Here is a 24372-nt window from a genome sequence, read left to right as displayed (position 1 = left end):
GCTCAGTACCTCACTCGCGGGTCGATGAGCGCCGCGATGACGTCGACGATGAAGTTGGTCAGCGCCACGATGACGGCGAGCAGGGCGACGATGCCCTGCACGGCCACGAAGTCGCGGGCCTGGAGGTACTCGGCGAGCTGGAAGCCGAGGCCCTTCCACTCGAAGGTGGTCTCGGTGAGGACGGCGCCGCCGAGCAGCAGGGCGATCTGCAGGCCGATCACGGTGATGATCGGGATGAGCGCCGGCCGGTAGGCGTGGGTGCGGACGAGCCGGAACTCGCTGACGCCGCGCGAGCGCGCCGCGTCCACGTAATCGGTGCCGAGCGTGCCGATCACGTTGGTGCGCACCAGGCGCAGGAAGATGCCCGCGGTGAGCAGGCCCAGTGCGACGGCGGGGAGCACCGCGTGAGAGAGCACGTCCGAGATCGCGGCCGGGTCGCCGGTCTGGATCGCGTCGATCAGGTAGATGCCGGTCTTGTTCTCGAGGAACTGGAGCGAGAGCTCGGTGCTCGTCGAGGCGCGCCCGGCGACGGGGAACCACTTCAGCCAGACGGAGAACACCAGCTTCAGCAGCAGGCCCGCGAAGAACACCGGAGTCGCGTAGCAGAGGATCGCGAAGATGCGCAGCACCGCGTCGGGGGTGCGGTCGCGGTGGTAGGCGGCGAGCATCCCGAGCGGGATGCCGACCAGGAACGCCACGATCAGGGCGTAGAAGGCGAGCTCGACCGTCGCGGCGCCGTAGGTGAGGAGCACCTCGGTCACGGGGCGGTTGTCGCTCAGAGTGGTGCCGAAGTCGCCGGTCAGCAGCTTGCCGAGGTACTCGAGGTACTGCACGATCAGCGGCCGGTCGTAGCCGGCGGCGGCCACACGCTCGGCGAGCTGGTCCGCGGTCAGGCGGCCGCCGAGGGCCGCCGTGATCGGGTCGCCCGTGGAGCGCATGAGGAGGAACACCAGCGTCACGAGGATGAAGACGGTGGGGATGATGAGCAGGAAGCGGACGAGCAGGTAGCGCCCGAGTCCGCCCCCGGAGCCGCGCGGTCGCCGGGTGGGCGCCGTCGCCGCAGCCGTCGTGGCTGTCGTCACGTGATGCCTTTCGTGGAGAACGGCCGGCGCCTCCTGTCGGGGAGGCGCCGGCCGCGAGGGGGTGGATCAGCCCTTGCTGAGTGCCGCGTAGCGGAACTTGAACGAGGCGTCGAGGGTGTCCTCGGCTCCGCTCACGGTGCTGCCGACGACCGCGACCTGCGAGCCCTGCAGGTAGGGGACGGTCGAGAGCTGCGCCGCGACCTTCTCCTGGATCTGCTCGATCAGCGCGGTGCGCGCGTCGGCGTCGGTGGTCGAGACCTGCTGCGCGATCAGGCTCTGCACCTCGGCGTCGTCGAAGTGGTTCGCGAGGAAGTTCTCCTTGATGAAGAACGGCGAGAGGTAGTTGTCGGCGTCGGAGTAGTCGGGGAACCAGCCGAGCTGGTACGCCGGGTAGACGTCGCTCGAGCGGTCCTTCGAGTACTGCACCCACTCCGTGGTCTGCAGGTTCACGGTGAAGAGGCCGGTCGACTCCAGCTGGTCCTTGATCAGCGCGTACTCGTCGCCCGAGGACGGACCGTAGTGGTCGTTCGAGTACTGCAGGTTCAGGGTGACCGGAGCGGTGACGCCGGCGGCCTCGAGGGTCGCCTTCGCCTTGTCGGCGTCGGGCGCGCCGTTGCCGTCGCCGTAGAGCGACTTGAGCGGCTCGACCGCGCCGGTCAGGCCGGCGGGGACGTAGGAGTAGAGGGGGGTGTAGGTGCCCTTGTAGACCTGGTCGGCGATCTCGTCGCGGTCGATCAGGTCGGCGACGGCCTGGCGCACGGCGAGGGCCTTGGCGCTGTCGGCCTCACCGGTCGTCGCGCCGAAGGGCTGGGTGTCGAAGTTGAAGACGATGTAGCGGATCTCGCCGCCGGGGCCGTCCACGACCTTGACCGTGTCGTTGCCGCGGAGGTCGTCGATGTCCGTCGCCGAGAGGCTGCGGAACGCGACGTCGATGTTCCCCTCCTGGATGTCCAGCTTGAGGTTGGACGAGTCCGCGTAGTACTTGACGTTGACGGTGTCCGTCTTCGCCTCGCCGAGAACGCCCTGGTAGTCCGGGTAGGCCTTGTACTGGATGAGGTTGTTCACGTCGTAGTTCGCGATCGTGTACTGGCCGGCGAAGGCGTCGCCCGAGACGATGTCGGCGTCCGCGGTCAGCTCGTCGGCCGAGAAGACCTCCTCGTCCACGATCGGGCCGGCGGGGCTCGAGAGGATCTGCGGGAAGGTCTGGTCGTTCTCGGACTTCAGCGTGAAGACCACGGTCGTGTCGTCCGGAGCCGCGACGCTGTCGAGGTTCGCCAGGAGCGAGGAGGGGCCGTTCTCGGCCGCGATGCCGACCTGGCGGTCGAAGGAGAACTTCACGTCGGAGGAGGTGAGGTCGTGGCCGTTGGCCCACTTCAGTCCCTCCTTCAGCTTCACGGTGTACTCCGTGGGAGCGGTGAACTCCGCCGACTCGGCGATGTCGGGCTCGACGTCCGGGCTGCCGTAGGGGGTGTTCATCAGGAACGGGAACACCTGGTTCATCACGGCGAACGAGCCGTTGTCGTAGGAGCCCGCGGGGTCGAGCGTCGTGATCTTGTCGGTGGTGCCGATGGTCAGGGCCCCTCCGGCGCTGCCGCCGGACGAGTCGTTCCCGCCGGCGGCGCAGCCCGTCAGCACGAGCGCGACCGCGGCGAAGCCTGCGGCGGCGGCCAGTGCACGGGTGCCGCGAGTGGATGCGGAATTCATCTCCGTCTGCCTCTTCCTGTCAAGGATGGGATGCGGGCGCGCTCCGGGCGCGCGGACTCTCGGCACACAGATCTCCTGTGGGCTGTGGCGTCACGACACTGGACGCCCGCATTGCTGTTCCTCATAGGTAACACAGTTGGAAGCGCTCTCCGAACCGGCACAGGCGTGCGGCCGATTTCTTCACACGACCGCAACACGCTCACTCCGAGCGCAGCGCCCGCTTCTCGCGCTCGAGCTCGACCAGTCGCACCTGCACCGCGCGCGCCATCACCGGATCGGCGGACGCGCGCTGGAGCGCCCCGCGCAGCTCGGCGATCTCGCGGAGCAGGTCGCGCTCGATGAGCGAGATCGCCACGTCGCGGGAGTAGCGGGCGAGCCCCTCCTCGTCGGCGGCCGGGATCGGCGCCACCGCGAGCTGGCGCACCAGCGAGGCGAAGGGGCCGGGGACGTCGTCGGCGACGTGCTCGACCCAGTCGCGGTCCTCCGCCCGCTCGAGGTTCGCGACCACGGCGTCGCGGACCACGCGGAGGGTCTCGTTGGTGACCGCCGCGTGCGCCGCCCTGGCCAGGAGCTCCGGACCCATCGCCTGGGGCAGCTGGAGCATCGCCATCAGCGCCTCGCGCTCGATGCGCGTGACGACGTCGACGGGGAGGTCGGCGATGCGCGCGCCGAGGGGCGCCTCGGCCGCGGACGATTCGCCGCCGCCCCGCCCGCCCTGCTGGTCGCGGCCCTCGGGTCCGGAGGAGCGGGGCCGGGATCCGGCGGAGCGCACGGCGGAGTTGACCTCGGCCATGTCCAGGCCGAGCATCCGGGCGAGCTCGCGGGAGTAGCCGGGCCGCAGCGCCGGGTCGCGGATCTCGGCGACGACCGGGGCGGCCGCGCGCAGGGCCGCGATCCGGCCCTCGACCGTCTCGAGGTCGTAGCGGTCCAGCAGCTGCCGGATCACGAACTCGAACATCGGCTTCTTGTCGTCGATGAGGCGGCGGACGGCGTCGTCTCCGCGGTTCAGGCGGAGGTCGCAGGGGTCCAGGCCCTCGGGCGCGACGGCGACGAAGGTCTGCGCGGCGAAGCGGTGCTCCTCCTGGAACGCGCGCATCGCCGCCTTCTGGCCCGCCGCGTCGGGGTCGAAGGTGAAGACGACCTCGCCGACGCCGCTGTCGTCGCCCAGCACCCGGCGCAGCACCTTGATGTGGTCGACGCCGAAGGAGGTGCCGCAGGTGGCGACCGCGGTGGTGACGCCGGCGAGGTGGCAGGCCATGACGTCCGTGTAGCCCTCGACGACGACCACCCGGTGCCCGCGGGAGATGTCCCGCTTGGCGAGGTTGAGCCCGTAGAGCACCTGGGACTTGTGGTAGACGGGCGTCTCGGGGGTGTTGAGGTACTTGGGGCCCTTGTCCTCCTCGAGGAGGCGGCGGGCGCCGAAGCCGACGGTCTGGCCGGTCACGTCGCGGATCGGCCAGACGAGGCGGCCGCGGAAGCGGTCGTAGACGCCGCCGCGGTTGTTGCTGCTGACCAGGCCGGCCGTGGTCAGCTCCTCCTCCGAGAAGCCGCGGCGCTTGAGCGCGGTCGTGAGCCCGTCCCAGCCGTCGGGTGCGAAGCCGACGCCGAAGCGGTCGGCGGCGGCGCGGTCGAAGCCCCGCTCGCCGAGGAAGCGCCGGCCGACGTCGGCGCCCGGGGTCGCGAGCTGCTCGCGGAAGTACTCCTCCGCGGCGTCGTTCGCGGCGAGGAGGCGCGCTCGCCCGCCGGTCTCGGGCGCGCGGCCGTCGCCGTCCTCGTACTGCAGCGGGAAGCCGATGCGCCCGGCGAGGCGCTCGACGGTCTCGCTGAACGAGCTGTGGTCCATCTTCATGACGAAGCTGTAGACGTCGCCCGACTCCTGGCAGCCGAAGCAGTGGTAGAAGCCGGCCTGCGGGCGGACGTGGAAGCTGGGGCTGCGCTCGTCGTGGAAGGGGCAGAGGCCCTTCAGCGAGCCGATGCCGGCCGACTTCAGCGTGACGTACTCGCCGATCACGTCGCCGATGTTCACCCGCGCCTTGACCTCCTCGACATCTGACTGTCGGATCCGAGGCATGGGGTCCATCGTATCGGCCGCCGGGGCCGCCGAGCCGGGGTGGGGAGAACTGCACCAGGGCGGCGCGGATCACCCCGAGACCTGTGATCCACCCGCACCCCGAGATGAGGGTCATCCCTGATCCGCACCGGCCCGCCGTCTCCGAGAATCGACCCATGCCCCCTGCCGCCTCCAGCCCGCCTCTCCTGCGTGCTCTGCTCGTCGCCCTGCTCGGCGGTCTCGTCCTGGGCGGGCTCACCAGCCTGCTGCAGGGCTCCCTCCCGCCGTCGGTGAGCTCGTTCGCCAACTCCTCCGGGGGCTGGTCCATGCTCGTGTTCGCGCTCGTGCGCCTCGGCGGCGCCCGACCGGCAGCGGGGGCCGCGCTCGGCCTGCTGAGCTTCTGGGCGCTGCTCGAGGGCTACGACCTGGTGACCGCGGCGCGCGGCTTCGGCTACTCGCCTCCCTTCACGGACGTCTTCTGGTTGCTCGCCGTCCCTGCCGGGCCGCTCCTGGGGGCCGCCGCCGCACTCACCCTCCACGGCTCGAGGACCTGGCGCGTCCTGGCTGTCGCGCCGCTCTCGGGCGTGCTGATCGGCGAGGGCGTCTGGGCGCTGGGCGCGGTCGCCGACACCACGAGTCCGGTGTACTGGTGGCTCCAGATCGTCCTGGGCGCGGGCTTCCTCGTCCTGGCCGTCGTGCAGAGGAGGCCGCGCGCACTCGTCTCGCTCGCGGCGCTCGGCGTCACCGCGGCGGCCGCTGTCGCCTTCTTCGTCGTCTACTCCGCGCTGTGAACCGTTCGAGAGGGTCGTCGCTGACCCTCCGCGCACTCGCGGGTTCCGCCCTCCTCCTGGCCCTCGCAGGGTGCACCACCACGGCGGACACCCCGGTCGCGCCGCCGTCGTCCGCCTCCGTGCCGTCGTCGGCGTCCTCCGCCACCCCTCCTCCGATCGACGTCTCCGCCGAGCTGGCCGTGCTCGAGAACGAGTTCGACGCCCGGATCGGCGTCAGCGCCGTCGACACCGGTTCGGGTCGCCGGGTCGATCACCGGGCCGACGAGCGCTTCGGCTTCGCCTCGAGCCTCAAAGCCCTCGCCGCGGCGGAGTTCCTGCGCACCGTCCCCGCCGCCGAGCGGGACGAGGTGGTCACCTGGACCGTGGCCGACGTCGAGGCGGCGGGCTACTCCCCCGTCACGGAGGAGAGCACCGCCGCCGGCCTGCCGCTGTCGCAGCTCGCCGAGGCGGCCGTCCGCCGGAGCGACAACACAGCGCTGAATCTCGTCCTCCGGCGCCTCGGCGGACCCTCCGCCCTCGACCGAGGACTGGAGGCTCTCGGCGACACCACCACCGAGGTGGTGAACGAGGAGCCCGCTCTGAACACGATCGATCCCGGCAGCATCGACGACACCACCACCCCGGCCGCATTCACGGCGGACCTCGTCGCGGTCGCCACAGGTGACGTGCTGTCCGCGGAGGACCGGGCACTCCTGCTCGACTGGATGAGCGGCAACGCGACCGGCGACACTCTCGTCCGGGCGGGCGCTCCGGCCGGCTGGAGCGTCGCGGACAAGTCCGGGGGCGCCGGCGGGATCCGCAACGACGTCGCCGTGGTGACGCCTCCCGGGCGGGACGCGGTCGTGCTGTCGATCCTCTCGGCGCGCAACGACCCCGAGGCGGACTACGACGACGCGCTGGTCGCCCGCGCCGCGGCCGTCGTGCTGGGAGCCCTGCGGTAGCGGCCGCCCGGGGTCAGCAGTGCCGGTTCACGTAGCCCGCTGCGCCACGGGGAACGACGTCGCGGTCGCGGAGGGTGACCGAGATGCTCCGGCCCTGCGCGGCGCAGGCCTCGGAGTAGGCGGACCGGCCGTTGTCGGTGTACTCGATCTCGTAGACCTGGCGCCCGTAGACGTCCGTGTACGCCGCGCACTCGTCGTAGACCTGGCACTCCTCGACGACGGCGAAGTCGAAGCCGACCGTCCTCTTCCCGGCAGCGGCGAGATCGGCTCCGTTCTTCTGGCCGATCGCCAGGCCGGAGCGGTGAGCGCGCGCCGTCAGGAGGGTGGCGAACGCCAGCGCCTGCGACTTCGTCAGCCTCCCGCCCGAGCGGGTGTAGCTGTCCAGATTGTCGGCCTCGACGGCGTCGAAGCCGTCCTCGGCGCAGCCGTCGATCCAGGCGCCGACGATCGCGAGCAGAGCGGTCCGCTTCGCGGCGGTCGAGACGTCGAAGAGGTACTCGTCCGGCCAGCCCGGATCGGCGAGGGGCTTCCCGTCCGCTCGCCTCACCAGGAGCTCGGGGTGCCGCTTCGCGAAGGCGGCGCTCTCGCCGGGCTGGGTCTGGAAGGCGTTCACGTAGCAGATGCTGTAGCGGCCGGCGGCGGGCGCGTCCGTGCGGTCGCGGTCGACGATGGTGACGCTCGACGCCGGAGCGTAGGCGCCTCCCAGCTGGTAGTCGAGGACGCCGTTCGCGGGAGGGAGCAGCGGTGCCGCCGAGGCCGCGGCGGGCTGGACCAGCAGCAGCCCCGCGACGACCGGGGCGAGGAGGCCGAGACGCGGCCGACGCAGTCTCATCCGGGAGCTCCCGGCGTGCGCCCTGCGGCTCGCACGCCCGTGGCCGCCGGCAGCGCGCCGAGTGCGAGCTCGCCGATGACCGCGATGCGGTCCGCCGGTGCTCCATCGCGGGCCTGCGTCGACATCCCGCTGAGCACGGCGACGACGAAGGCGGCGACGGATCCGGCGTCCGTCTCCGGCGGCACGTCGCCCTCCTCGATCCCGCGTTCGACCCGGGCAGCGACGAGCGCCTCCATCTCGCGGCGACGGGCCTCGAGCCGCGGCTCGCTCAGCACGAAGCAGCCGGCAGGAGTGCCGGGCGCGGAGTACCCCTCCGCACTGACGCGGACGACGGCGGCGACGGCCTCGCGCGCCGTCGGCCGGTGCGAGTACAGCATCGGCTTGCTCATCCCCGACCGTGCCGCGATGCGGTCGACCCGCGCTCCCGCCAGCCCGTGCGCCGCGAACTCCTCCGTCGCCGCCTCGAGGATCCGCTGCCGTGTCCGCTCCGCTCCCACGCCCTCACCGTACCCGCCGCCCCGCGCCCCTCCGCGCCTCGCGGTGCGGTGCCCTCCCCGCCCTCCGAGCCGACCGGCCGACCCGCACACCAGCACATCGCCTCAGACGACGCACCCGGCTCCCTGGAACCCACCACCCCGACAAGCCGACCGCGGTGACGCCTGGCGGTGACCGGCGTGCCCCGGCACCGCTGAACGGCCGATCCGCGTGCCAGCGGATCGCCCTAGGCGGACGCACCCCGCATTACGAAACGCACCACCCCGACAAGCCGACCGCGGTGACGCCCGGCGGTGACCGGCGTGCCCCCGGCACCGCCGAACGGCCGATCCGCGTGCCAGCGGATCGCCCTAGGCGGACGCACCCCGCTCCCTGGAACGCACCACCCCGCGAAGCCGACCGCGCCACGCCGGGCAGGGACCGGCGTGGAATCGAGCACCGCCGACCGCGCCGAGCCGGGCAGAGACCGGCGTGCCACCGGCACCGCCGAACGGCCGATCCGCGTGCCAGCGGATCGCCCTAGGCGGACGCACTCCGCTCCACGAACCGCACCACCCCGAGAAGCCGACCGCGCCACGCCGGGCGAGGACCGGCGTGCAATCGAGCACCGCCGAACGGACGATCCGCGTAACAGCGGATCGCCTCAGGCGGACGCACCCCGCTCCCTGGAGCGCACCACCTCGACAAGCCGACCGCGGTGACGCCGGGCAGGGACCGGCGTCACAGCTGAGCCGGGCGCCGCCCGGCTCAGCGCATCAGCACAGCCTCTCGAACCAGGCGAGGGCGCTCTGGTCGGTGAGGTTGGCGACCTGGTCGACGACGACGCGGCGGCGGGCGTCGTCGTCGGGGGCGGCGTGCCAGTCCTCGGCGAAGCCGGGCTCGAGGGATCCCGGGCCGCGGTCGAGGAGGGTGTCGGCGAGGCGGGTGAGGACTTCGCGCTGCTGGGCGTAGATGGGCTGGCGGGTGTTCCGCGACATCACGAACGTCGCGACGATCCCCTTGAGCACGGCGATCTCGGCCTGCTGCTCGCGGGGGACGACGACGTGGCCGCCGAAGCGGACGAGGTCGGGGTGCTGGTACGCCTCGCGGGTGGCCTCGGTGGCGGCGGCGGCGAAGCGGCCGATGAGCTGGCTGGTGAGGTTCTTGAGCCGGGCCTGGTCGCGGCGGGAGCCGTCCCAGGAGGAGACCCACACGTCGAGCGAGTCGAGACGGTCGAAGGCGGCGACGAGCTCGTCGTGTCCGACCTCCCCGCCGACCCAGGAGTGCATCGACTGCACGAGGTCCTCGTGGTCGGCGCGGGAGCCGAGTGCTTCGACGTCGATGTAGCCGGAGACCACCGCGTCCTCGAAGTCGTGCACGGAGTAGGCGATGTCGTCCGAGAGGTCCATCACCTCGGCCTCGATGCAGCGCACCCCCTCGGGGGCGCCCTCGCGCATCCAGGCGAACGCGGGGGCGTCGTCGGCGTAGAAGCCGAACTTGGCGCGTCCCGACGGGTCGGCGACCGAGCGCGTGTCGGGCCAGGGGTACTTGCAGCTCGCGTCGATGCTGGCGCGGGTGAGGTTCAGCCCGTAGGGGCGGGCGTCGTCGCCGAACACCTTCGGCTCGAGCCGCGTGAGCAGCCGGAAGGTCTGCGCGTTGCCCTCGAAGCCGCCGATCCCCTCGGCCCAGGTGTTGAGCGCGCGCTCGCCGTTGTGCCCGAACGGCGGATGCCCGATGTCGTGCGCGAGGCAGGCCGTGTCGACGACGTCGGGGTCGAGGTCGAGGCTCGTGGCGAGCTCCCGGCCGATCTGCGCCACCTCGAGCGAGTGGGTCAGGCGGTTGCGCGCGAAGTCGACGCCCGCCGTGGGGCTGAGCACCTGGGTCTTCGCGGCCAGGCGGCGGAGCGCGCTGGAGTGGAAGAGCCGGGCGCGGTCGCGGGCGAAGTCGGAGCGGCGGGTCGAGTGGTCCTCCGGCAGGAATCGCTCGGTGTCGACGAGCGAGTACCCCCAGAGCGCGCGGTCATCCACCGCTGTTGTGGATCTCGGCGGCCGAGACCGCGTCGCGCTGCCCGGCGTCGAGCTCGCGGGACTCGAGCCAGCGGTCCGGGAGGGAGGGGACCTTGGGCGAGCCGGCGCGGCCCCGCTGCCCCTCGGCCGCCTCGCCCGGATAGGGCTGCGTCCAGTCGAGCGTCGCCAGGAGCTCGTCGAGCTGCGCGAGCGACTCGACGGTGGCCAGGCGAGCGCGGAGGTCGCCGCCGACGGCGTAGCCCTTGAAGTACCAGGCGACGTGCTTGCGGATGTCGCGGCAGCCGCGCTCCTCGCTCTCGAAGAAGTCGACGAGCAGCTCCGCGTGGCGGCGGAACGCCTCGGCGACCTGTCCGAGCGAAGGGCGGAACCGCTCGTCGGAGCCGGCGAACGCGGCGGCGAGGTCGCCGAAGAGCCAGGGGCGCCCGAGGCAGCCGCGACCGACGACGACTCCGTCGCAGCCCGTCTCGGCCATCATCCGCAGCGCGTCCTCGGCCGACCAGATGTCGCCGTTGCCCAGCACGGGCACGCTCGTGACCGTCTCCTTGAGCGTGGCGATCGCCGACCAGTCGGCGTGCCCGCTGTAGAACTCGGAGGCGGTGCGCGCGTGCAGCGCGATCGACGCGACCCCGGCGCCCTCGGCGGCACGGGCGGCCTCGAGGTAGGTGAGGTGGTCCGGGTCGATGCCCTTGCGCATCTTGACGGTGAGCGGGACGTCGCCGGCGGCCTTCACGGCGCCCTCGACGATCTGCCGGAACAGCGGGAGCTTCCACGGCAGGGCCGCTCCCCCGCCCTTCCGGGTGACCTTGGGCACGGGGCAGCCGAAGTTGAGGTCGATGTGGTCGGCCCGGTCCTCGGCGACGAGCATGGTGACCGCCTCGGCTACGGTGACCGGGTCCACTCCGTAGAGCTGGATCGAGCGCACCGACTCGCTGGGGTGGTGGCGGATGAGGCGCATCGACTCCGGCGTGCGCTCGACGAGCGCGCGGGAGGTGATCATCTCGCTCACGTAGAGGCCGTTGCCGAACTCGCGGCAGAGGCGGCGGAACGCCGTGTTGGTGATGCCCGCCATGGGGGCGAGCACCACCGGCGCGTCGAGTTCGAGGGGGCCGATCCGGAGCGCCGGCGCGGTGCGCGCGGGCGGGGCGGCCGTGAGAGTGGAGGACATCGGTATCGATTCTCCCAGATCCTGTGTTGGGGAAGGCGGAGTGACGAGCGGAGAGGTGGAGAGATGAACGGGAGCACACCTGTGGAGGACGGTTCGCAGCGGCTGGAGGCGGACGCGTCCGCCCGCGGCCTGGCGGTCGAGATCGTGGAGAGGCCCGCTGCCGGCAGCCTGCACGAGGCGGCCGCGCTGCTCGGCGTCGAGCCCGGCGACATCGTGAAGTCGCTCGTGGTGAAGCGCCACGACGGCGGCTACCTGTTCGCCCTGGTCCCCGGCGGGCGGCAGATCGCGTGGCCGAAGCTGCGCGCGGTGGTCGGAGTGAACAAGCTCCGCCTCCCGGACGAGACGGCCGCCCTCGAGGCGACCGGCTACCGGCGCGGCACCATCACCCCGATCGGCTCCACGACGGCCTGGCCGGTCTACGCCGACGAGCGGATCCTCGGCCGCCGCGTGGCGATGGGAGCCGGCGCCGACGGGCGCAGCGCCGTCGTCGACGCGGACGCCCTCGTGGCCGCCTACGGCGCGACCGTGGCCGACATCACCGTGGAGGAGCCTCCGCGCTGATCGGCGGCACCTCGGCCTGCGCTTCCGCGGCCTGCGGCACGGCGCAGACGCCGTCCTCGCACAGCGGCCCGCCGGAGTCGCCGAGCATCTCGAACGGCCCGCTCACGCGACGGCCGCCCGCTGCTCCAGCACGTGCTCGAGGACCTCGGTGAACGCCGCCGGCTCCTGGGCGCCGGAGACGCCGAAGCGCCCGTCGAGGACGAAGAACGGCACCCCCGAGATCCCGTACTCGCGGGCCTGGGCGATGTCGGACTGCACCCGCCCGAGGTAGCGCCGGTCCTCGAGAGCGCGGCGCGTCTCCGCCGGGTCGAGCCCGACCTCGCCGGCGAGCGAGGCGAGCACCTCCGGATCGGCCAGGTCGCGGCCCTCGACGAAGTACGCGCTCAGGAGACGCTCGACGAGCTCGAGCTGCAGTCCGTTCTCCTTGGCGTGGTGGAGCGCCTGGTGGGCGGTGACCGTCTTGACGTGGCGCACCGACTCGAAGTGGTAGTCGAGGCCGACGCCCGCCGCGACCGCCGTGACGGAGTCGAGCATCTGCTGCGCCTGCGCCTCCGGGATGCCCTTGTGCTCGGCGAGGAACGCCGCCTCTCCCCCGCGGTAGTCCTCCGGCGTGTCCGGCGAGAGCTCGAAGCTGCGGTACTCCACGACGACCTCCGGAGCCTCGGGGTGCGCGGCGCGGAAGGCCTCGAGCCCGCGCTCGAACCGGCGCTTCCCGATGTAGCACCAGGGGCAGGCGATGTCGGACCAGACGTCGACGGACAGGGGGCTCGGCTCAGCACTCACCCCCAGGACAACGGAGGGGGCGCCCCGCTATTCCCGCAGCACGCGGACGAGCTCGTCCACGTCGGACTCGTCGTTCCAGAGGTGGAAGGCGATGCGGAGCCGGCCGCCGCGGCCCGAGACGCGCAGACCCGCGGCCTGCAGCAGCTCCAGGTCCGCTCCCCCCTCGTCCGGCCAGGACACGAGCGCCCGGTGCTGAGGCTCCCGGTCAAGCCGCTCGCACAGCAGGTCGCCGAGGCCGGAGGCGTGCGCCCAGACCGCGTCGAGGTCGAGCGAGCGGAACAGAGCGAGCGACGCCTCGGCGCCGGCGAACGCCTGCCAGGCCGGCGAGACGTCGAAGCGGCGGGCGTTCTCGGCCAGGTGCATGGCCGGTCCGTAGCAGGACGACCACACGTCCTCCCCCGAGTACCAGCCCGCCTGCACGGGGACGAGCTCGGCCGCGTAGGCGGGCGAGACGGTGAGGAACGCCACTCCGCGCGGCGAGCACAGCCATTTGTAGGCGTGGGTGAGGGTCGCGTCGAAGCGGGAGGCGTCGACCGGCAGGACGCCGGCCGCCTGCGTCAGGTCGCACGCGGTCCGCACTCGGTGGCGCGCGGCCGCCTCGAGGACGGAGTCGAGATCGGCGAGCGCTCCGCTGCTGGACTGCACGGCGGAGAAGACGACGAGGTCGTCCCCGTCCTCGACGGAGTCGGACAGCGCCTCGAGCGCGACGGAGCGCACGGTCACTCCGCGGTGCGCCTGGGCGAGGAAGGGGAACACGATGGAGGAGAAGTCGCCGTCCACGCAGAGCACGCGGGCCCCGTCGGGCAGCGAGGCGGCGAGCACGGCGGCCATGGCGGAGGTCTGCGAGCCGATCGCGACACGGTCGACCGGGACGCCGGCGATCGCGGCGAACGAGGCACGCGCGCGCTCGGCGACAGCGCCGTAGGCGGCGGCCGTGCTCTCCCCGGACGACCAGCCGTCGAGGTCCGCCCGCAGCGCCTCGACGGTCTGCCGCGGCGGCAGGCCGAGGGTGCAGGCGTTGTGGTAGCCGCGGGCACCGGCGAAGCGCGCGCGCAGGTCGGCGGAGTTCGGCAGTGCGGTGCTCACCTCTCGAGGATGACGCTCCGGAGCCGGATCGCCAAGACCGGGGAGCGACCGGGCGCGCCGGCGGCGGGCCCGGTCAGCGGGCGGCGAGGGCGTGCGCCTGCTCGAGCACGGCGACGACCTCGCGGGCCTCGCGGACGTCGACCGGCGAGGGAGCGCCGTCCTGGAGGGACAGCGCGACCTGCTCGAGGAACGCGGCGTATCGTCCCCGCTCACTCGGCACGGGGTGTGCGCCGGAGTCGTCGACGAGGACGCCCCATCCCTCCGGCGCGACCTCGCCGAAGCCGTCGTCGTCCGGTCGGGCGCCGCCGGTGCGGAGCGCGGTCTCCTGCGGATCGAGACCGTCGACGCTGAAGGCGGCGCGGGTGCCGAGCACGCGGAAGCGGGGGCCGGTCGCCCGGGCGACGCGGCTCATGGTGAGGTGGGAGCGGACGCCACTGTGATGCAGGAGCGAGACGAACGCGTCGTCCTCGCTCGCGGAGCCCTCGTGGACGGTCCGGGTCTCGGCCGCCGTGACGACCGCCGGGCCGAACAGCAGCAGCGCCTGGTCGACCAGGTGGCTGCCGAGATCGAAGAGGATCCCGCCACCCTCGGCCGGACCCGTCTCGCTCTGCCACCGGCCCGTCTTCGGCGCGCTCCAGCGCTCGAAGGTCGACTCGAAGCGGAGGACCTCGCCGAGGACCCCTTCGCCCAGGAGGCGGCGGAGGGTGAGCAGATCGGCGTCCCAGCGCCGGTTCTGGAAGACGAAGACGGGCGCACCGCTCCGCTCGGAGGCGGCGATGATCGCGTCCGCGTCGGCCGCGCTCGGTGCGAAGGGCTTGTCGATCACGACGGCGACTCCGGCCTCGAGCACTCGGACGGCCTGCTCCCGGTGCACCGACGGCGGCGAGGCGAGCACGACCAGCTCCGGCCGCTCGGCGAGCACCGCGTCGAGGTCGGGCACGATCCGGGCCTCGGGATGCGCGGCGGAGGCCGCGGCCCTCCGACCGGCGTCGCGGGTGGAGACGGCGACGACCTCGAAAGCGGGATCCGCCGCGAGGAACGGACCGTGGAAGACGCTGCCCGCGAGCCCGAAGCCGACGATTCCGACCCGGATCACGAGGAGGCCCCCGGCACGTCGACCGCGCCGCCGAAGCGGCGGGAGCGGCCGGAGTAGTGCTCGATCGCGTCCCAGAGGTCGGTCCGCGTGAAGTCCGGCCAGAGCCGGTCGAGGAACACCATCTCGGCGTAGGCGCTCTGCCAGAGCAGGAAGTTGCTGGTGCGCTGCTCGCCGGAGGAGCGCACGAAGAGGTCGACGTCCGGCATCTCGGGCACGTAGAGCGCCTTGGCGATCGTCTTCTCGGAGATGCCGGAGGGCTTGAGCCGCCCCGCCTGGACCTCGGCGGCGAGCCGCTGCACCGCGTCGGCGATCTCGGTGCGCCCGCCGTAGTTGACGCACATGGTGAGCGTCAGCACGTCGTTGTCCGCGGTCATCCCCTCGGCGAACTGCAGCTCGTTGATCACCGACGCCCACAGGCGCGGCTTCCGGCCGGCCCAGCGGATGCGCACGCCCCACTCGTTGAGCTGATCGCGGCGGCGGTGCAGCACATCGCGGTTGAAGCCCATCAGGAAGCGCACCTCCTCGGGCGAGCGCTTCCAGTTCTCGGTCGAGAACGCGTAGACGCTGAGGTGCTTCACGCCGATCTGGATCGCTCCGGCCACGACGTCCAGCAGCGCCGTCTCGCCGCGCTTGTGCCCCTCGATCCTCGTCAGGCCGCGGGAGTTCGCCCAGCGGCCGTTCCCGTCCATCACGATGGCGACGTGCCCTGGAACGGCCTTCCGCGGGATCGCAGGCGGGTGGATCCCGGTCCAGTCGAGGGGGCGGTACGGCTCGGCGTCCTTGTGAGTGAAGGGCTTCATCGGGTGACGTGCTCCAGGGATCTCAGACCGCGTTCGAGGTGGAACTGCGTGTAGGCGGCGACCACTCCGCTCGCCCGCGACCGCGTGGTCGGCTCGGTGGTCTCGGCGTGGGCCCAGTCTCCCGTGAGCAGTGCGCCCAGCAGGACCACGACCTCCGGAGCGACCCGCGGTGCGCCGGGCGGCGTGCAGTCGGCGCAGACGACGCCTCCGAGCTGCACCACGACCGCGCCGTGGGGCCCGGGAGCGCCGCAGCGCGCGCAGTCCTCGAAGCTGGGCGCCCAGCCCGCGATCGAGAGCGCCCGCAGGAGGTAGGAGTCGAGCGTCAGCACCGGCTCGTGCTCGTGCTTCGAGAGCGAGCGCAGGGCCCCGACGAGCAGCAGGTACTGCTGCAGGGAGGCGTCCGCGTCGGTGAGGCGGTCCGCCGTCTCGACCATCGCGCTCGCCGCCGTGTAGCTGTCGTAGTCGGCGGCGATCAGCGCACCGTAGGCGCCGAGCGACTCGGCCTGCGTGACGATGTCGAGGCTCCGGCCCTCGTAGAGCTGGAGGTCGGCGACCATGAACGGCTCGAGCCGCGAGCCGAACTTGGAGCCGGTCTTGCGAACGCCCTTCGCCACCGCGCGGATCTTGCCGTGGCTGCGCGAGAGCAGCGTCACGATGCGGTCGGCCTCGCCCAGCTTGTGCGTGCGGAGCACCACGGCTTCGTCGCGATAGGTGGGCATCCTCCGATTATCCCCCCGACCCCCGACACCCGGCTGGCAGCCCGGCCGGAGCAGGGCCCGCGCCGTGGAACGATGTCCGGGTGGCAGCCTCCCTCTTCGAGATCCCGGCCTGGGCCGACCTGCTCGCGATCGCCATCGGCTGCCTCCAGGGCGCGATGTTCGCGGGCGAGTTCCGCGACCGCCGGATCGACCTGCTCGGCGTCACGATCATCGGCACGGCCACCGGCCTCGGCGGCGGCGTGCTCCGCGATCTGCTGCTCCAGACGCCCCTGGTGGCCCTGCACACCGACGCGTACCTGATCGTCGCGGTGACCGCCTCCCTGCTCGGGATGCTGCTCCAGCACCTGCTGAACCGGGTCGACGGGACGATCACCGCCCTCGACGCGCTGACCCTCGGACTCTTCGGCGCGATCGGCACCACGAAGGCCCTGTCGCTCGGCGTGCCGGAGGTGCCGGCCGTGTTCGTCGGCACCGTCTCGGCCGTCGGCGGATCCGTCGTCCGCGACATCCTGCTGAACCGGCCGATCGCGCTGATGCACGTCGGCTCGCTCTACGCGGTCGCGGCCTCGGTGGGCACGGGCGTCCTGGTCCTCGCGCTGCGCTTCGGAGTGACGATCGACTTCGCCGCGCCGCTCGCGGTGGGCGTGACCACGGTCATCCGGCTGCTCGCGGTCCGCTACGGCTGGAGCCTGCCCGAGCAGCGCGCGCTCAGCGGCGTGCCGCGCCTGCGCTGGCGCCGCCGGACCTAGCGGCGCCCGACTCGGCCGCAGGGAGCGGCGTTCCGCGCGGTCCGCGCACCAGAACGCCGAGGGAGCCGCGACCCGTCACGGCTCCCCCGGCGGGGATCGGGCCCGATCAGGCGGAGGCGCCGGCCAGCTCGCGGACCGGGACCTCCTCGCGCAGGGCGCGGTTGACGGCCGAGACGATGGCCTTGAGGGAGGCGGTCGAGATGTCGGCGTCCACGCCCACGCCCCACAGGGTGCGGCCGTTCACCGTGCACTCGACGTACGAGGCGGCCAGCGCGTCGCCGCCGGCGCTGAGCGCGTGCTCGACGTAGTCGAGGACCCGGACCTCGACGCCCTGCTGCTCCAGCACGGCCTCGAAGGCGTTGATCGGGCCGTTGCCCCGCGAGCTGGCCGAGACGCGCTCGTCGCCCACCCGGAGGACCGCGTCCAGCGCGATGCTGCCGCCCAGATCGCTCGACGTGTTCGTGCGCAGCAGCTCGAAGCGGCCCCACTTCTCGTCGGCGCGCTCGGCGGGCGCCGGCAGGTACTCGTCCTGGAACACCGTCCAGATCTGCTCGCTCGTGACCTCGCCGCCCTCGGCGTCGGTCTTGGCCTGCACGACGCCCGAGAACTCGATCTGCAGTCGGCGCGGCAGGTCGAGCGCGTGGTCCGTCTTCAGCAGGTACGCGACTCCGCCCTTGCCGGACTGCGAGTTGACGCGGATGACCGCCTCGTAGGAGCGGCCCAGGTCCTTCGGGTCCACCGGCAGGTAGGGCACGGCCCAGGTGAGCTCGTCGACGCTGCGGCCGGTCCGCTCGGCCTCGGCGTGCATCGCCTCGAAGCCCTTCTTGATGGCGTCCTGGTGCGAGCCGCTGAAGGCGGTGAAGACCAGGTCGCCCGCCCAGGGGCTGCGCTCGGGCACGGGCAGCTGGTTGCAGTACTCGGCGGTGCGCTTGATGCCGTCCATGTCGCTGAAGTCGATCTGCGGGTCGATCCCCTGGGTGAAGAGGTTCACGCCCAGCGCGACCAGGTCGACGTTGCCGGTGCGCTCGCCGTTGCCGAAGAGGCAGCCCTCGATCCGGTCGGCGCCGGCCAGGTAGCCCAGCTCGGCGGCCGCCACGGCCGTGCCGCGGTCGTTGTGGGGGTGCAGCGACAGCACGATGTTCTCGCGCTGCGCGAGGTTGCGGCTCATCCACTCGATCGAGTCGGCGTAGACGTTCGGGGTGGCCATCTCGACGGTGGCGGGCAGGTTCAGGATGACCTTGCGCTCGGGAGTCGGCTCGAAGACCTCGACGACGCGGTCGCAGATCTCGCGGGCGAAGTCGAGCTCGGTGCCGGTGTAGCTCTCGGGCGAGTACTCGTAGTAGACGGCCGTGCCGGGGACGGTCGACTCCATCTCGCGGCACTTGCGGGCGCCGGCCAGCGCGATGTCGATGATGCCCTGACGGTCCTTGCGGAACACTACCTCGCGCTGCAGCACGCTCGTGGAGTTGTAGAGGTGCACGATCACCTGGCGCGCGCCGCGGATCGACTCGTAGGTGCGCTCGATCAGGTGGTCGCGGGCCTGGGTCAGCACCTGGATGGTGACGTCCTCGGGGATCGCGCCCTCCTCGATGAGGCTGCGCACGAAGTCGAAGTCGGTCTGGCTCGCGCTCGGGAACCCGACCTCGATCTCCTTGTAGCCCATCCGGACCAGCAGATCGAACATGATGCGCTTGCGCTCGGGGCTCATCGGGTCGATGAGCGCCTGGTTGCCGTCGCGGAGGTCCACGGCGCACCAGCGGGGCGCGGTCGTGATGCGCTTCGACGGCCAGGTGCGGTCGGGCAGGTCCACGGCGATCAGCTCGTGGAAGGGACGGTACTTGCCGATCGGCATGGGCGACGGCTTCTGGTTGTTCAGCATGAGGTGCTCTCCCGGCGCAGTGGTGCGCACGTGTCTGTTCTCGCTCGTGACCGATCCCGCTCGCGTGCGGCTCCGCTGGTGGGCGGTGCCGGTCGGGCGGTCTCGCGGGGATCCGGATGCGGATCGACCTCGCGGGCGAGGGATGGTTCAGCCGACGACGGACTCCGCGACGAGGATGGCCTGAGGATCAGATCTCGTCGCGGCGGAGAAGGAGGAGCTGTCCGAAGCGCACCCGGTCAGGGTAGCACCGCCCCCGCGGCGCGTCACCCCGGCGTCCCGCTCTAGGAGACCAGGCCGTTCTCGTAGGCGTAGACCACCAGCTGCACGCGGTCGCGCAGGCCGAGCTTGCCGAGGGTGCGGCTGATGTGCGTCTTCACCGTCGCCTCGCTCAGGAACTCGGCGCGCGCGATCTCGGTGTTGCTCATCCCCCGCGCGGCCAGGTGGAAGATCTCGCGCTCGCGGTCGGTGAGGGTCGCGAAGGCGGGCGGGGTCTCGCGTCCGCTGCCCGCCGCCCCGAAGTGCTCGAAGAGCTCGCGGGTCGCGGAGGCGGCGACCACGGCGGTCCCCGCGTGCACGGTGCGGACGGAGGCGAGGAGGAAGCCGGGCTCCGTGTCCTTCAGGAGGAAGCCGCTCGCGCCCGCCCGGATGGCGCGCGCGGCCGCCTCGTCGAGGTCGAAGGTCGTCAGCACGAGGATGCGCGGAGGCTGGACCCGCCGCTCCTGCGCGTCCGCGAGGATCCGCCGGGTCGACTCGATCCCGTCGACGCCCGGCATCCGGATGTCCATCAGCACGACGTCGGGGGCCAGCCGCGCGACCAGCTCCGCGCCCTCCGCTCCGTCGGAGGCCTCGCCGACCACCTCGAGATCGGGCTGCGAGCCGAGCAGCATGCGGATGCCGGCGCGGAAGAGGGCCTGGTCGTCGACGAGGACGAGGCGGATGGTGTCGGTCATGCGGGGCTGCCTCCGGAGGCGAGGGGTGGGGCGGTGCGGGCGAGGGACGGGGAGGAGGGCAGGCGCGCGTCGACGACGAAGTCGTCCCCGACCGGGCCGGCGGCGAGCACTCCCCCGACGAGCGCGGCGCGCTCGCGCATGCCGACCAGGCCGTGGCCCTCGCCCGGCAGGGAGTCGCGCTCGACGTCGGCGCACCGGGCGTTGCGCACGGTCAGGGCGAGCTCGCCGCCGTCCTGGCGCAGGGCGATGTCGAGCGGCGAGCCCGGGCGGCCGTGGCGGAGAGCGTTCGTGGTCGCCTCCTGGGCGATGCGGTACAGGGCCAGACCGACGGCGCGCGGCACCGCCTCCAGGTCGACGGCGAGCTCGGCGCGGACGGGGGCTCCGGCTCCGCCCACGCTGTCGAGGAGGGCCGGCAGGTCGCGGGCGCCGGGCTGCGGGCCGTCGCTCTGCGAGTGCCGCAGCTGGGCGAGGAGCACACGCACGTCGCCGAGGGCGTCCCGGGCGACGGAGGAGATGGTCAGCAGCGCGGCGTCGGTCTGCTCGGGGCTGGTGGCGCCGAGGTAGCGCGCGCCGTCGGCCTGCGCGATCACGACGGCGAGGGAGTGGGCGACGACGTCGTGCATGTCGCGGGCGATCCGGTTGCGCTCCTCCACGGTGTCGAGCTCGCGCTGCGCCCGGGCGCGCTCCTGCTCGGCCTGCGCGCGCAGGGTCTGGCCCTCCCGCGCCCGGCGGACCGACCGGGAGAGCAGTCCGATGGTCCAGGAGAGGCCGAGCGTCGCGAGGATCCCGCCGAAGGTGGCTCCGGCCGACAGGAGGCCGTCGTAGGCGCTCGCGACGAGGTCGAAGACGAGGACGAGGTAGACGACGGCGACCACAGCGCCGAGGACGGCCGACACCGCGCCCGCGATCCGCACCCGCCGCGACTCCGACGCGCCGGCGCCGAAGAGGACGGCCAGGATGGCCAGATCCGCGGGTCCGGGAGCGAGGCTCGCGCTCATCTGCAGGGCGGCGCCGGCCCAGGCGATCGAGAGGGCGAGGACCGGGGACCGCCGGTGCAGCACCAGCGCGACCGCGAGCACGCCCGCGACCAGCAGCTGCATCGCGCCGTCCACCCCGGCGAACGGGAGGCCGGCGACGAGGAGGAGCACCAGCGCCTGACCACCGGCGACCCCCACCGCGAAGGGGTCCTGCGGACCGGCGACCCGGTTCAGCAGCGCGTCGATCCGATCGCCCGCGAGGACCGGCGCCCGCAGCGCGTTGAGGTACACGAGGACCTTCGCCGCACCGAGCACGGAGGCGACCGCGAGGGCGACCAGGGCGAGGACCACGAACTCCACGCGCGCCGGGAGCCCGGACGGATCGAGCGGGCCGGAGAGGCCGAGCGCGACGGTGACGCCGCCGATCCCGGCGAGGATCAGGCCGCCCGCGAGCGCCAGGGCACGGGTCCAGGGGCCCACCCGGCGGGTCGTCTGCCAGAGGACGACCAGGCCGACGAGCACCCCGTCGACGGGGACGCCGCCGAGCAGGACGCCTCCGTCGGCGAGCGCGCCGACCGCGACGAGCGAGGGGGCGAGCGCGGGCAGGAATCCCGCGACCGCGAGGGCCAGCGCGAGCACGAGGCCGCCGGCGATCCGCTCGGTCGGAGTGACCCCGGTGAGCCCGAGCAGCAGGTGGAGGGCGGCGAGCAGCGCCCCGGCGATCGGCAGGGCCGCCGGTCGGTCGAGGAGGGCGCGCATGAGGACCACGCTACGGGTCCGCGCGCCCGGGGGCGTCGTCCTGGAGGGTGACCGCGGTCGTCCTCCGGCGTCAGAAGCCCAGGCGCCCCAGCAGCTTCGGGTCGCGCTGCCACTCCTTGGCGACCTTCACCCGGATGGAGAGGAACACGCGACGGCCCAGCAGGCGCTCGATCTGCTCGCGGGAGACGGCTCCCACCTCGCGCAGACGCTGGCCGCCCTTGCCGATGATGATGCCCTTCTGGCTGTCGCGCTCCACGAAGACGTTGGCGTAGATGTCGATCAGCGAGCCGTCCTCGCGCTCGACCATGTCGTCGAGCGTCACGGCGAGGGAGTGCGGCAGCTCGTCCGAGACGCCCTCGAGGGCGGCCTCGCGGATGAACTCGGCGATCCGCGAGGACAGGTCCTCGTCGGTCACCGCTTCCTCCGGGTAGAGGGCGGGCGAGACGGGCATCAGGCGCAGGAGCTCGACGGCCAGGACGTCCAGCTGCTCCTCGGTCACGGCCGAGATCGGCACGATCGTGTCCCACTCGCGCAGCTCCGAGACGGCGAGCAGCTGCTTCGCCACGGACTTCTTCGAGGAGAGGTCCACCTTCGAGACGATCGCGACCTTCCGGGCGCGCGGGAAGGAGTCGAGCTGCTCGTTGATGAAGCGGTCTCCGGGGCCGATCGGCTCATCCGCCGGGAACAGCATCCCGATCACGTCGACGTCGCCGAGGGTCGAGGTGACGAGCGAGTTCAGCCGCTCGCCGAGGAGCGTGCGCGGCCGGTGGATGCCGGGGGTGTCGACGACGATCAGCTGGCCGTCGGTGCGGTGCACCACTCCGCGGATAGCGCGCCGCGTGGTCTGGGGCTTCGAGCTCGTGATGGCGATCTTCTCGCCGACGAGGGCGTTCGTGAGCGTCGACTTGCCCACGTTCGGGCGGCCGACGAAGGACACGAAGCCCGCCCGGTAGGGAGCGGCGGCGGGAGTGGTGTCGGTCATCGTGCGTCCTCGTGCTGATCGCCCGTGGCTCCACGGGTGGGAGCCGTGCTCGGGCTGGGGGTGGTGGTGCCGCCGTCCGCGATGATCGCGACGGGGCCGGTGCCGGGCTCGCCGGCGGTGTCCAGATCGGGATCGCGGCGGACGATCACCGTGGAGATGGTCCCACGGCGCGGGTCCGCCTGCTCGGCCTCGAGCAGCACTCCGCCGATCCGCGCCGTCGCGCCGCGCTCGGGGAGGCGCCCGTAGGCCTTGGTCAGCAGTCCGCCGACCGAGTCGACGTCGTCGTCCTCGAGGTCGAGCTCGAACAGCTCGCCGAGCTCGTCCACCGGCAGGCGCGCCGAGACGCGGTAGACCCCGGGCGCCGTCTCCTCGAAGAGGTCGACCTCGCGGTCGTACTCGTCGGAGATGTCGCCGACGAGCTCCTCGATGAGGTCCTCGAGCGTCACCAGGCCCGCGATGCCGCCGTACTCGTCGACCACCATCGCGAGGTGGTTGGACTCGAGCTGCATCTGGCGGAGCAGCTCGTCGGCCTTCTTCGACTCGGGCACGAACAGCGCCGGGCGCGCGAGATCGGCGACGGTGTCGTCGTCGTCCGGCCGCTCGTAGGTGTGCCGGGCCACGTCGCGCAGGTAGAGCACGCCGAGGACGTCGTCGACGCCGTCGCCGATGACGGGGAGCCGGGAGATGCCGCGGCTCAGCAGGAGCCCCATGCCGGCGCCGACGGAGGAGGTCGCCTCGATCGTCACCATGTCGGTGCGGGGCACCATCACCTCGCGGACGAAGGTGTCGTTGAACTCGAAGATCGAGTGGATCAGCTCGCGGTCGTCCTGCTCGAGCACGTCCTGCTCGGTCGCCTCGTCGACCATGCTGAGCAGCTGCTCCTCGGAGGAGAACCCCGCCGAGCGCCCGGTCCCCGGCGTCACCCGGTTGCCGAGGGCCACGAGCCCGTGCGCGACCGGGCCCAGCGCGAGCCGGAGCACGTGCACGAGCGAGGCGCTTGTGGACAGGACCGCGCGGGCGTTCGCGCGCCCGACGCTGCGGGGGCTGGAGCCGACCAGGACGAACGACACCGCCGCCATGATCAGGACCGCCAGCAGGAGCGCGAGCCAGAGCTGCGGGACCTCGACGACCAGCACCGTGGTGACGAACACCGCGGCCGTCGTCTCGGCCGCGATCCGCGAGAAGTTGACGACGTTGACGTGGGCGCTCATGTCGCCCGCGATCGCGCGGAGAGCGCGGGCGCTGCGGGAGTGCTGGGCCATGTCGAGCAGGTCGCTGCGCGAGAGGACGCCGAGTGCGGCGTCGGTCGCGGCGAACCAGCCGCCGACGGCGACGAGCGCGAGGGCGGCGATGAGGAGCTGGAGAGTGGGCACGGCGCGCTCTAGCGGCGTCGCTCGCTGATGTGGAAGCCGACCAGGATGTCGCGCTGGATGCCGAACATCTCGCGCTCCTCCTCCGGCTCGGCGTGATCGAAGCCGAGCAGGTGCAGGAGCCCGTGGGCGGTCAGCAGCTGCAGCTCGTCGAGCACGGAGTGGCCGGCCGACTCGGCCTGGGACTGCGCGACCTGCGGGCAGAGCACGATGTCACCGAGGAGCCCCGCGGGGGTCTGCTCGTCCTCGGTCCCGGGACGCAGCTCGTCCATCGGGAAGCTGAGCACGTCGGTCGGTCCCGGCTCGTCCATCCACTGCACGTGCAGCTGCTCCATCGCGCCCTCGTCGACCAGCACGATCGCGAGCTCGGCGTCGGGGTGCACGTGGAGCGAGTCGAGCGCGTAGCCGGCGAGGCGCAGCAGGGCGGCCTCGTCGACGGGGACGCTCGACTCGTTGTTGATCTCGATGCTCACGGGGGCGGGTCTTCCTTCGGTTCGGGAGCGGCTGGGCTACCTGCCCGGCTCGCTCACCGACAAGATCGACCCGTACTTGCGCCCGCTCTACGACGCGCTGAACGAGATGATGGACCCCGAGA

At 72.6% G+C, this 24372-nt stretch carries 22 protein-coding genes and 1 pseudogene; 5 read left to right on the top strand and 18 right to left on the bottom strand.

Translation table 11 applies throughout. The features are described 5' to 3' along the window. Positions 1-2 precede the first annotated feature (2 nt). From C5C33_RS09410 to dnaG, 3 genes are all read right to left on the bottom strand, one after another. Entirely contained in the window at positions 3-1082 is a 1080-nt protein-coding gene (locus C5C33_RS09410; protein ID WP_104223444.1) for an ABC transporter permease, read from the bottom strand. A 66-nt stretch (positions 1083-1148) separates the two neighbouring features. Continuing rightward, entirely contained in the window at positions 1149-2786 is a 1638-nt protein-coding gene (locus C5C33_RS09405) for an ABC transporter substrate-binding protein (protein WP_104223443.1), read from the bottom strand. 199 nt (positions 2787-2985) lie between these two features. Beyond that, complete coding sequence (gene dnaG, locus C5C33_RS09400) at positions 2986-4857, bottom strand: DNA primase (RefSeq protein ID WP_104260978.1); 1872 nt, start codon at positions 4855-4857, stop codon at positions 2986-2988. A 155-nt stretch (positions 4858-5012) separates the two neighbouring features. Here dnaG and C5C33_RS09395 point away from each other — a divergent pair, with 155 nt between their 5' ends. Together C5C33_RS09395 and bla are read left to right on the top strand one after the other, a co-directional pair. After that, on the top strand, positions 5013-5627 hold the full coding sequence (locus C5C33_RS09395; protein WP_181136226.1) for a DUF6518 family protein: 615 nt from the start codon (positions 5013-5015) through the stop codon (positions 5625-5627). After that, positions 5624-6568: a class A beta-lactamase gene (gene bla, locus C5C33_RS09390; RefSeq protein ID WP_258069212.1), complete on the top strand. Its 945-nt coding sequence runs from the start codon at positions 5624-5626 to the stop codon at positions 6566-6568. Before C5C33_RS09395 ends, bla begins: the two co-directional genes overlap by 4 nt. Before the next feature lie 13 nt (positions 6569-6581). On the opposite strand, the gene C5C33_RS09385 is transcribed toward bla, so the two are convergent. The 4 genes from C5C33_RS09385 to dusB form a co-directional block, all read right to left on the bottom strand. Further along, positions 6582-7400 (bottom strand): endo alpha-1,4 polygalactosaminidase, encoded by an 819-nt coding sequence (locus C5C33_RS09385; RefSeq protein WP_104260977.1) that lies wholly within the window; start codon positions 7398-7400, stop codon positions 6582-6584. Continuing rightward, complete coding sequence (locus tag C5C33_RS18975; protein WP_104226690.1) at positions 7397-7897, bottom strand: TetR family transcriptional regulator; 501 nt, start codon at positions 7895-7897, stop codon at positions 7397-7399. Before C5C33_RS18975 ends, C5C33_RS09385 begins: the two co-directional genes overlap by 4 nt. A 753-nt stretch (positions 7898-8650) precedes the next feature. Further along, positions 8651-9901, bottom strand: a complete 1251-nt coding sequence (locus tag C5C33_RS09375) for a deoxyguanosinetriphosphate triphosphohydrolase (protein WP_104260976.1) — start codon at positions 9899-9901, stop codon at positions 8651-8653. Beyond that, positions 9894-11066, bottom strand: coding sequence for a tRNA dihydrouridine synthase DusB (gene dusB, locus C5C33_RS09370; protein ID WP_104223437.1), 1173 nt, complete (start codon positions 11064-11066; stop codon positions 9894-9896). Before dusB ends, C5C33_RS09375 begins: the two co-directional genes overlap by 8 nt. A gap of 63 nt (positions 11067-11129) precedes the next feature. Here dusB and C5C33_RS09365 point away from each other — a divergent pair, with 63 nt between their 5' ends. After that, positions 11130-11627, top strand: coding sequence for an aminoacyl-tRNA deacylase (locus C5C33_RS09365; RefSeq protein WP_104260975.1), 498 nt, complete (start codon positions 11130-11132; stop codon positions 11625-11627). 102 nt (positions 11628-11729) lie between these two features. On the opposite strand, the gene C5C33_RS09360 is transcribed toward C5C33_RS09365, so the two are convergent. From C5C33_RS09360 to recO, 5 genes are all read right to left on the bottom strand, one after another. Beyond that, on the bottom strand, positions 11730-12410 hold the full coding sequence (locus tag C5C33_RS09360) for a DsbA family protein (RefSeq protein ID WP_104234453.1): 681 nt from the start codon (positions 12408-12410) through the stop codon (positions 11730-11732). 27 nt (positions 12411-12437) lie between these two features. Then, entirely contained in the window at positions 12438-13496 is a 1059-nt protein-coding gene (locus C5C33_RS09355) for an aminotransferase class V-fold PLP-dependent enzyme (protein WP_104247507.1), read from the bottom strand. A gap of 73 nt (positions 13497-13569) precedes the next feature. Continuing rightward, entirely contained in the window at positions 13570-14592 is a 1023-nt protein-coding gene (locus tag C5C33_RS09350; protein ID WP_104260974.1) for a Gfo/Idh/MocA family oxidoreductase, read from the bottom strand. Then, on the bottom strand, positions 14589-15392 hold the full coding sequence (locus tag C5C33_RS09345; protein WP_104260973.1) for an isoprenyl transferase: 804 nt from the start codon (positions 15390-15392) through the stop codon (positions 14589-14591). The genes C5C33_RS09350 and C5C33_RS09345 overlap by 4 nt, the downstream gene beginning before the upstream one ends. Continuing rightward, on the bottom strand, positions 15389-16111 hold the full coding sequence (recO, locus tag C5C33_RS09340) for a DNA repair protein RecO (protein WP_104223431.1): 723 nt from the start codon (positions 16109-16111) through the stop codon (positions 15389-15391). The genes C5C33_RS09345 and recO overlap by 4 nt, the downstream gene beginning before the upstream one ends. Positions 16112-16191: 80 nt before the next feature. On the opposite strand from recO, the gene C5C33_RS09335 reads away from it, so the two are divergent. Beyond that, a complete protein-coding gene (locus C5C33_RS09335; RefSeq protein WP_104223430.1) occupies positions 16192-16860 on the top strand; it encodes a trimeric intracellular cation channel family protein in 669 nt (222 codons plus the stop codon). Positions 16861-16966: 106 nt separating this feature from the next. Here the strand turns inward: C5C33_RS09335 and leuA are convergent, their stop codons facing one another. From leuA to ybeY, 6 genes are all read right to left on the bottom strand, one after another. Then, entirely contained in the window at positions 16967-18739 is a 1773-nt protein-coding gene (leuA, locus tag C5C33_RS09330; RefSeq protein ID WP_104260972.1) for a 2-isopropylmalate synthase, read from the bottom strand. A gap of 281 nt (positions 18740-19020) precedes the next feature. Next, complete coding sequence (locus tag C5C33_RS09325; RefSeq protein WP_104226697.1) at positions 19021-19689, bottom strand: response regulator transcription factor; 669 nt, start codon at positions 19687-19689, stop codon at positions 19021-19023. Further along, positions 19686-21425 carry a sensor histidine kinase gene (locus C5C33_RS09320; RefSeq protein WP_146078832.1) on the bottom strand — a complete coding sequence of 580 codons (1740 nt, stop codon included), beginning with the start codon at positions 21423-21425 and terminating at the stop codon, positions 19686-19688. Before C5C33_RS09320 ends, C5C33_RS09325 begins: the two co-directional genes overlap by 4 nt. Positions 21426-21495: 70 nt before the next feature. Next, positions 21496-22407: a GTPase Era gene (era, locus tag C5C33_RS09315; protein ID WP_104223426.1), complete on the bottom strand. Its 912-nt coding sequence runs from the start codon at positions 22405-22407 to the stop codon at positions 21496-21498. Continuing rightward, positions 22404-23780 (bottom strand): hemolysin family protein, encoded by a 1377-nt coding sequence (locus C5C33_RS09310; RefSeq protein WP_104223425.1) that lies wholly within the window; start codon positions 23778-23780, stop codon positions 22404-22406. Before C5C33_RS09310 ends, era begins: the two co-directional genes overlap by 4 nt. Before the next feature lie 8 nt (positions 23781-23788). Then, positions 23789-24250, bottom strand: coding sequence for an rRNA maturation RNase YbeY (gene ybeY / locus C5C33_RS09305; protein WP_104223424.1), 462 nt, complete (start codon positions 24248-24250; stop codon positions 23789-23791). 25 nt (positions 24251-24275) lie between these two features. On the opposite strand from ybeY, the pseudogene C5C33_RS09300 reads away from it, so the two are divergent. Then, positions 24276-24372: pseudogene (locus tag C5C33_RS09300) on the top strand (PhoH family protein); the annotation flags it as partial.

Source organism: Rathayibacter sp. AY1H3 (genome assembly GCF_002932015.1).
Note: the sequence above shows the minus strand (reverse complement) of the source record. Positions and strands in the feature narration are given on the sequence as shown.

Excerpts from the sequence above, each read along its gene's own strand:
- C5C33_RS09320 (WP_146078832.1), bottom strand. The coding sequence starts at position 21,425 with ATGCGCGCCCTCCTCGACCGACCGGCGGCCCTGCCGATCGCCGGGGCG.
- C5C33_RS09395 (WP_181136226.1), top strand. The coding sequence starts at position 5,013 with ATGCCCCCTGCCGCCTCCAGCCCGCCTCTCCTGCGTGCTCTGCTCGTC.
- C5C33_RS09365 (WP_104260975.1), top strand. The coding sequence starts at position 11,130 with ATGAACGGGAGCACACCTGTGGAGGACGGTTCGCAGCGGCTGGAGGCG.
- leuA (WP_104260972.1), bottom strand. The coding sequence starts at position 18,739 with ATGCTGAACAACCAGAAGCCGTCGCCCATGCCGATCGGCAAGTACCGT.
- C5C33_RS09345 (WP_104260973.1), bottom strand. The coding sequence starts at position 15,392 with ATGAAGCCCTTCACTCACAAGGACGCCGAGCCGTACCGCCCCCTCGAC.
- C5C33_RS09325 (WP_104226697.1), bottom strand. The coding sequence starts at position 19,689 with ATGACCGACACCATCCGCCTCGTCCTCGTCGACGACCAGGCCCTCTTC.
- dnaG (WP_104260978.1), bottom strand. The coding sequence starts at position 4,857 with ATGCCTCGGATCCGACAGTCAGATGTCGAGGAGGTCAAGGCGCGGGTG.
- recO (WP_104223431.1), bottom strand. The coding sequence starts at position 16,111 with ATGCCCACCTATCGCGACGAAGCCGTGGTGCTCCGCACGCACAAGCTG.
- dusB (WP_104223437.1), bottom strand. The coding sequence starts at position 11,066 with ATGTCCTCCACTCTCACGGCCGCCCCGCCCGCGCGCACCGCGCCGGCG.
- C5C33_RS09405 (WP_104223443.1), bottom strand. The coding sequence starts at position 2,786 with ATGAATTCCGCATCCACTCGCGGCACCCGTGCACTGGCCGCCGCCGCA.
- C5C33_RS09385 (WP_104260977.1), bottom strand. The coding sequence starts at position 7,400 with ATGAGACTGCGTCGGCCGCGTCTCGGCCTCCTCGCCCCGGTCGTCGCG.
- era (WP_104223426.1), bottom strand. The coding sequence starts at position 22,407 with ATGACCGACACCACTCCCGCCGCCGCTCCCTACCGGGCGGGCTTCGTG.